We start from the raw sequence: 6,251 nt of genomic DNA on the forward strand, positions 1-6,251 counted from the left end.
GTACACCTCGCAGCCGGTCAGCGGCGGCTTCATGGGCGCGGCGGACGGCACGCTCGCGGTCATGGTCGGCGGCTCGGACGAGGCGTTCGAGGCCTGCCGCGAACCGTTCGGCGCGTGGGCGGACCTCGTCCTGCACATGGGCCCGGTCGGCTCGGGCACCCGCACGAAACTGGCCCGCAACCTGCTGCACTTCACGGCGTTCACGGCGGCGGCCGAAGCCCAGCGGCTCGCCGAGGCGTCGGGCGTGTCGCTGCGGAGGCTCGCGCGGATCGTCCGGCACACCGACGCGATCACCGGCGGGGCGGGCTCCATCATGCTGCGCCCCACGACCGCACCGCTCGCGGGCGACGACCCGCTGCGCCCGATCCTCGACCACGTCCGCGCGCTCGGCGAGAAGGACCTGGCGTTCGCCCTCGAACTGGCGGACGAGCTGGGCGTCGAGACCCCGCTCGCCCGCCTCGCCCTCGCCCGCTTCGCCGCCGGGCTCGGCCTCACCCAGGAGGATGACGATGGATGAACGCCGCGCCCGCGGCCTGGCCAAGATGCGCGAGGTCTACGGCTGGGAGGTCGGCGACGCGCCGGGCGACTTCTTCGGCATCACCGTCGACCACCTCTTCGGCGACATCTGGACGCGTCCGGGCCTGTCCCTGCGCGACCGCCGCCTCCTGCTGATCGGCATGCTCGCGGGCCAGGGCCTCAACGACGTCCTCGACATCCAGATCCCGGCTGCCCTGGAGAGCGGCGACCTCACGCCGGACGAACTCCGCGAGACCGCCATCTTCCTGACCCACTACATCGGCTGGCCGCTCGGCTCCAGGCTGTCGGTGCAGGTCGACACCCTCATCGCGAAGAACCGGAAGCGCCAGGCCTCCGAGTGAGACCGCCCGGGTGAGACCGTCCGGGTGAGGCCCGGCGAGCCCGCCTCTCGTCAGCGGAGCCCGACCTCGCGGGCCAGCGCGGTCTGGATGAGCCGGTCGACCAGGGACGGGTAGTCCAGCCCGGAGGCGGCCCACATCTGCGGGAACGCCGAGGTCGGGGTGAAGCCCGGCATGGTGTTGATCTCGTTCAGCACCCAGCGGCCGTCGGTCGTGTGGAAGAAGTCGACGCGGGCCAGGCCCTCGCAGTCCAGCGCCTCGAAGGCCCGGACGGCGATCCGCTGGACCTCCTCGACGGCGTCGGCGGGCAGGTCCGGCGGGATGGTCAGCGACGTCGAGCCGTCCAGGTACTTGGTCTCGAAGTCGTAGAAGTCGTGCTGGTTCGCCATCCGGATCTCGGCGGGCAGGCTGGCCTCCGCCGGGTCGTCGCCGAGGCCCTGCAGGACGCCGCACTCGATCTCGCGGCCCTCGATCGCGGCCTCGACGATCACCTTCGGGTCGTGCTCGCGGGCCGTCTCGATCGCGGCCTCCAGGCCGGCCTCGTCGGTCACCCGGGTGATGCCCATGCTGGACCCGGCGCGGGCGGGCTTGACGAACACCGGCAGCCCCAGCTCGGCGATCTCGTCCAGCTTGCGCTTGCGCTCGCGCCGCCACTCGCGGTCGGTCATCGTCACGTACGGGCCGACCGGCAGGCCCTGCGCCTGCCAGACCAGCTTCATGAAGCCCTTGTCCTGCCCGACCGCGCTGGCCAGCACGCCCGCGCCGACATACCGGACGCCGGCCAGTTCAAGCAGGCCCTGGAGCGTGCCGTCCTCGCCGTAGGGGCCGTGCAGCAGCGGCAGGACGACGTCGACCTCGCCGAGGGTGCGCGGGACCTCGCCCGGCTCGACGACCAGCAGGCCGTGCGCGTCGGGGTCGAACGGCAGCGCGAGCGCGCTGCCCTCGGCGCCCACCTCGGGCAGCCGTCCGTCGGTGATCGCCAGGTTCAGATCCGACGGGGGCAGCACCCACCTGCCGTCACGGGCGATGCCGACCGGCACCACGTCGTAGCGGTCGCGGTCGATCGCGGCCATCACCGCGCCCGCCGTGACGGCGGAGATGGCGTGCTCGGAGCTGCGCCCGCCGAACACCACCGCCACCCGGATCTTGCGAGAAACCTGGGACATGGTGCCCGACCCTACCGGTGATCAGGCGGTATCGGCCACGCCCGCCGCCGCGCCGGGAGCCGGGTCGCGCCGCGCGCCGGTCTCCCTGCCGGTGACCCGCGCCACCGTGTCCAGGGCCTTGCCGACGTCGCGGACGAGGTCGGCCGCGTCCTCCAGGCCGACGGTGAACCGGACGGCCGCCGGGTCGGCGCCGGGCGTGCCGGTCGCGGCGTGCGCGACGGTCGTGCGGACGCCGCCGTCCGCGCCCGCGACCAGCGCCAGCCGCACCGCGTCCACCAGCGCCTGGCCGGCGGTGAGGCCGCCGTGCGGGGTGACCGTCACCACTCCCCCGAACCGGGTGCCCTCCGGCCCGGCGTCGAACAGGCGGCGGGCGACCGCGTGGTCCGGATGCTCGGGCAGGCCCGGATACCCCACCGAGCGGACGGCCGGATGCCTGGCCAGCGCCGCGGCGAACACGCTCGCGGTGTCGCACTGCCGCCGCACCCGCAGCGGCAGCGTCTCCAGGCCGCGGCGCAGCAGGAACGCGTCGTCCGGCGCGAGCGACGCGCCGGTCTCCACCCGGACGCGCCGGACCACCGTCATCACGTGCGCGCCGCCGACCACCACGCCGCCGGACGCGTCGCCGTGCCCGCCCAGGCCCCCGGACGCGTCGTGCACGACGAGGTCGGCGCCGTGCTCCAGCGGACGGCACACCACCGGGGTCGTCCGGGACGAGTCGACCGCGAGCAGCGCCCCGCCCGCGTGCGCGGTCTCGGCGAGCGCCGGCAGGTCAGCGACCGCGAGCCCGGGATCGGACAGCGTCTCCGCCCACACCAGCCGGGTCGCCGGGCGCATCGCCGCCGCCACCTCGGACGGCTCGGCGAACGTCGTCTCCACGCCGAACCGGGCGAGCAGCCCGGTCAGCACGGACCGCACCGGCCCGTGCAGCCCGGCGGGCGCGACGACGTGCGCCCCGGCCGTGGCGCACGCCAGGAGCACACCGGTGACCGCGGCGGCTCCGGACGGGAACGCCTCGGCGACCACCGGACCGTCCAGGCCCGCGCCCTCCAGCGCGGCGATGCCGGACGCGAAAGCCAGGGCCGACGGGTTGTCGACCGGGCCCGCGACCTCGGCCGCGGCGAGCTCGGCGTGTTCGGCGGCGCCCGCGTAGGCGAACGCGGCCGTGCGCCACACGGGCGCCCCGATCGGGGCCTGCTGCGGGACGACCGGCTGCGGCAGGTGCGCGGCCCGGGTGTTCTCACCCTGCCGGGACCTGGGAGGACTACTCATCGCCCCCAGTGTGTCACGGAGTGTGCTCGTCCTGCTGGCGCGTCACGCCGTAGCGCTCGGGTTTCGGCGACCGGGTGATCAGCGCGAGGCCCGCCTCCTTGACCGGCTTGGCCTCGTGCACCACCGCGACCACCTCCTCGGTGATCGGCATCTCCACCTGGTGGTTGCGGGCCAGCTCCAGCACCGCCTTGGACGACTTGACGCCCTCGGCGGTCTGCTTGGTCACCGCGGTGACCTGCTCGGGCGTCATGCCGCGGCCCAGGTTCTCGCCGAACGTCCGGTTCCGCGACAGGGGCGACGAGCAGGACGCGACCAGGTCCCCCATGCCCGCCCGGCCGGCGATGGTGTGCTCGTCCGCGCCGAGCGAGGCGCCCAGCCGGGCGATCTCGGCGAGGCCGCGGGTCATCAGCACGGCCTTGGTGTTGTCGCCGAAGCCGAGCCCGACCGCCATCCCGACGCACAGCGCGATCACGTTCTTCACCGCGCCGCCGAGCTCGACGCCGATCACGTCGGTGGAGGTGTAGGTGCGGAAGTACGGCGTCATCGTGGCGGCCTGGAGCTTCTCCGCGCCCGCCATGTCCAGGCAGGCGGCTACCGCCGCGCCGGGCTCGCCGACGGCCAGCTCGCGGGCCAGGTTCGGGCCGGAGAACACCGCGACCCGCTCCGGCGGCGCGCCCGCGACCTCCGCGATCACCTCGCTCATCCGCTTGGTGGTGCCGAGCTCCACGCCCTTCATCAGGCTGACCAGCAGCGCGTCCGGCGGCAGGAACGGGCGCCAGGCGGCGAGGTTGTCGCGCAGCGTCTGCGCGGGAACCGCGATCCCGACCACGTCCGCGCCCGCGAGGGCCTCGGCGGCGTCGGTGGTGGCCCGCAGGTCCTCGGGGAGCGCGACGCCGGGCAGGTAGTCCGGGTTCTCGTGCCGCTCGTTGATCGCGTCCACGACCTCCCGGCGGCGGCCCCACAGCGTCACCTCGCTGCCCGCGTCGCACATCAGCTTGGCGACGACCGTCCCCCACGAACCGGCCCCGAGCACGGCACAGCGGAAGGTCACTTGCCGTCCCCCTGCTCCGCGGCCTCCACGGCCGCGGTCTCCGGCTTCGCGGTCTCCGGCTTCGCGGTGTCCGCCGGCCCGGCGGGCGCGACCGGCTCGGCGGGCGCGGCGGGCGCGGCGGGCGCGGCCTCCGGGGACGGGGCGGCGGCGCGGCGGCGCTCCTCCAGGACCTTGTGGTGGTCGTACAGCTCGGCCGGCGGCTCCTCCTGGCGCAGCTCTCCGAGCAGGTCGGCGATCTGGCGCATGATGTCGTCGGTGGCGGCGCGGAGGGTGGCCTTGGTGAGCGGCTGCCCCTCGTACTTGGACAGGTCCACCGGGGGCCCGGCGACCACGCGCATGGTCTTGCGCGGGACCGGGTGGAAGCCCTTCTTCAGCCGTCCGCGCAGGCCGGTCGGCTCGCCCTTCTTGTAGGGCAGCAGCTCGTGCGCGCCCCAGTTCGCCACGGGGACGACCTTCGCGCCCGTCTTCAGCGCCATCCGCGCCACCCCGGTCTGGCCGGTCATCGGCCACAGCTCCGGATCGCGGGTGCAGCTTCCCTCCGGGTAGAACATGAGGCACTGGCCGTTGCGGAGGGCCTCCTCGGCGTCCCGCAGGGCGAGGGCGGCGTCGGAGCGGTCGCGGTACACCGGGATCTGCCCGGTCCCGCGCAGGACGGCGCGGATGACGGGCACGTCGAACAGGGTGGACTTGGCCAGGTACACCGGGTAGCGGCCGGCCTCGTACACGAAGTGCGCGAGCGCGAGCGGGTCGGATTCGGAGATGTGGTTGGCGGCGATGATCACGCCGCCCTCCCCGGGCACGTTCCCCCGGCCCCGCCAGTCCCTCTTCAGGAGCCCGAACAGCAGCGGGCGAAGGATGACGATGGTCAGCTTGCGCCAGCCGGGCGAATAACGGTGCCCCATGCCCGTCCCTCCTCGTCGGAACCCGCGCCGGGATGAACGCGGGGTGTCCTCAAGTGTCGCGGTTGCGAGCGCATAAAGTCGAATGGCCATGTCTACAGCAGAACGCGCCGTGCCCCGCCCCGGCTGGACGCTGATCGTCCCGGTCAAGGTGCTGGCCAGGGCCAAGACCCGGATGGCGGACGGCGCGGGCCGGCACCGCGAGGCGCTGGCGCTCGCGGTCGCGGGCGACACCGTCGCCGCGGCCCTGTCCTGCGACCGCGTCCGCGCTGTGATCGTCGTCACCGACGACCCGCTGCCCGCCGCCGAACTGGCCGCGCTCGGCGCGACCGTCGTCCCGGACGAGCCGGACGCCGGCCTCAACCCGGCGCTGGTGCACGGCGCGGGCCGGGCCCGCGAACTGCACCCGGACACCGGCGTCGGCGCGCTCTCGGCCGACCTGCCCGCCCTGCGCCCGGCGGAGCTCGCCCGGGCGCTGGACGCGGCGTCCGAGGCCGCCGAGGCGTTCGTCCCGGACGCGGCGGGCGTCGGGACCACGCTCTACACGGCCCGTCCGGGCGTGCCGTTCGCCCCGGCGTTCGGCGGCGGCTCGCGCACCGCGCACCGTGCCCGGGGCGCCCGCGAGCTGCTGCTGTCCGGCATCGACAGCGTCCGCCGCGACGTCGACACCCCCGCCGACCTGCGGGCCGCGCTGGAACTGGGCGTCGGGCCCCGGACGGCCGCCGTGGCGGCGCTGCTGCCCGAGCCGGTCACCCGCCGCTGACCGGAGCGGACCGGCGGTGCCGCCAGGACCCTCCGGTGCAGGGGCGGGCAGTAGGGTCGGGGCATGCAGGCGACGGTGCGCGTGTACGACCCGGAGACCCGCTCCGGCAGCGTCCTGCTGGACGACGGGTCCGAGCTGGACTTCGACCGGGCCGCGTTCGACGCGGGCGGCCTGCGGCTGCTCCGCCTCGGCCAGCGGGTCAACCTCGCGGCCGGGCCGGACGGCCGG

7 protein-coding genes are annotated in these 6,251 nt (G+C 75.2%); 3 read left to right on the plus strand and 4 right to left on the minus strand.

What is annotated here, in order from left to right; genetic code table 11:
- Together AB0J52_RS22970 and AB0J52_RS22975 are read left to right on the plus strand one after the other, a co-directional pair.
- Window positions 1-517: NAD-binding protein (locus tag AB0J52_RS22970; protein WP_500184000.1), on the plus strand; the 517-nt coding region annotated here is incomplete at its 5' end.
- Window positions 510-878, plus strand: a complete 369-nt coding sequence (locus AB0J52_RS22975) for a carboxymuconolactone decarboxylase family protein (RefSeq protein ID WP_500184001.1) — start codon at window positions 510-512, stop codon at window positions 876-878. The genes AB0J52_RS22970 and AB0J52_RS22975, both read left to right, overlap by 8 nt.
- 50 nt (window positions 879-928) lie before the next feature.
- Here AB0J52_RS22975 and AB0J52_RS22980 read toward each other — a convergent pair whose 3' ends face one another.
- From AB0J52_RS22980 to AB0J52_RS22995, 4 genes are read right to left on the minus strand one after another with little or no spacing between them, the layout of a single operon-like run.
- Window positions 929-2,041, minus strand: a complete 1,113-nt coding sequence (locus tag AB0J52_RS22980; RefSeq protein WP_500184002.1) for a D-alanine--D-alanine ligase family protein — start codon at window positions 2,039-2,041, stop codon at window positions 929-931.
- A gap of 21 nt (window positions 2,042-2,062) precedes the next feature.
- Window positions 2,063-3,310: a trans-sulfuration enzyme family protein gene (locus AB0J52_RS22985; RefSeq protein WP_500184003.1), complete on the minus strand. Its 1,248-nt coding sequence runs from the start codon at window positions 3,308-3,310 to the stop codon at window positions 2,063-2,065.
- A gap of 13 nt (window positions 3,311-3,323) precedes the next feature.
- A complete protein-coding gene (locus tag AB0J52_RS22990; protein ID WP_500184004.1) occupies window positions 3,324-4,361 on the minus strand; it encodes an NAD(P)H-dependent glycerol-3-phosphate dehydrogenase in 1,038 nt (345 codons plus the stop codon).
- Window positions 4,358-5,263: a lysophospholipid acyltransferase family protein gene (locus AB0J52_RS22995; protein WP_500184006.1), complete on the minus strand. Its 906-nt coding sequence runs from the start codon at window positions 5,261-5,263 to the stop codon at window positions 4,358-4,360. Before AB0J52_RS22995 ends, AB0J52_RS22990 begins: the two co-directional genes overlap by 4 nt.
- A gap of 88 nt (window positions 5,264-5,351) precedes the next feature.
- On the opposite strand from AB0J52_RS22995, the gene cofC reads away from it, so the two are divergent.
- Window positions 5,352-6,023, plus strand: a complete 672-nt coding sequence (cofC, locus tag AB0J52_RS23000) for a 2-phospho-L-lactate guanylyltransferase (RefSeq protein WP_500184007.1) — start codon at window positions 5,352-5,354, stop codon at window positions 6,021-6,023.
- Window positions 6,024-6,251 lie beyond the last annotated feature (228 nt).

Source organism: Spirillospora sp. NPDC049652 (assembly GCF_040675125.1).
Lineage (GTDB): Bacteria > Actinomycetota > Actinomycetes > Streptosporangiales > Streptosporangiaceae > Spirillospora.